This window comes from Actinobaculum sp. oral taxon 183 str. F0552 (assembly GCF_000466165.1).
Lineage (GTDB): Bacteria > Actinomycetota > Actinomycetes > Actinomycetales > Actinomycetaceae > Peptidiphaga.
On record NZ_KE951444.1, the window covers coordinates 1 to 1,040 of the forward strand.

Consider the following 1,040-nt stretch of genomic DNA (forward strand, 5'->3'; position numbering starts at 1 on the left):
GCCCCGCCCGGCTGCGCCGTGCCGGCCGCCCGGCGCAGCGCGCGGCCGCTGCCGGGAACCGCCCGCCCGCATACCGACTTATGCAAGGGATGACGCAAAATCTATGCAATATTTCAGTCCTCCACTAGCGTCCGCTGAAAATCCGTGAAACAATTACCCGCGGGCATCACCCGGTGCCCGTGTCAGAGTCGACACACGACCCGGCACTCTTCACACGGACCGTCCGGCACGTTCCTGCCGGTGAAGGGACCAGCAATGGCATCTGTAACTTTCGAGAACGCCTCACGCGTCTACCCGGGCTCCGAGAAACCCGCGGTAGACCAGCTTTCCTTGGACATCCACGACGGGGAGTTCCTTGTCCTCGTCGGACCTTCGGGCTGCGGCAAATCCACCTCTTTGCGAATGCTCGCTGGGCTCGAGGAAGTCAACGAGGGGCGGATCTTCATCGGCGACGACGACGTCACCGACATCTCACCGAAGGATCGGGACATCGCCATGGTGTTCCAGAACTACGCGCTTTACCCCCACATGACGGTTGCGGACAACATGGGCTTCGCCCTGAAGATCCAGGGCGTGCCGAAGGACGAGATCCGCAAGCGGGTCGAGGAGGCTGCTCGCATCCTGGACTTGACGCCCTACCTGGGCCGCAAGCCGAAGGCCCTCTCGGGCGGCCAGCGCCAGCGCGTGGCCATGGGCCGCGCGATCGTCCGCGAGCCGCGCGTCTTCCTCATGGACGAGCCTCTGTCCAACCTCGACGCCAAACTGCGCGTGCAGACGCGCACCCAAATCGCCTCGCTGCAGCGCAGGCTGGGGATCACGACCGTCTACGTGACTCACGACCAGACCGAGGCGCTGACGATGGGCGACCGCATCGCGGTGCTCAAGGACGGCCTCCTCCAGCAGGTCGGCACGCCGTCAGAGATGTACACCACGCCCGCCAACGCCTTCGTCGCCGGCTTCATCGGCTCTCCGGCCATGAACCTCGGGAAGTGGCGGGTTCAGGGCGACATCGCCGTCTACGGCGATGCGACGGTGCTCCT

General features: G+C 65.2%; 1 protein-coding gene. It reads left to right on the forward strand.

Annotation, left to right across the window (positions count from 1 at the left end; genetic code table 11):
* Nucleotides 1–255: 255 nt before the first annotated feature.
* On the forward strand, nucleotides 256–1,040 hold a 785-nt coding region (locus HMPREF0043_RS07195; protein WP_021602340.1), incomplete at its 3' end, for an ABC transporter ATP-binding protein.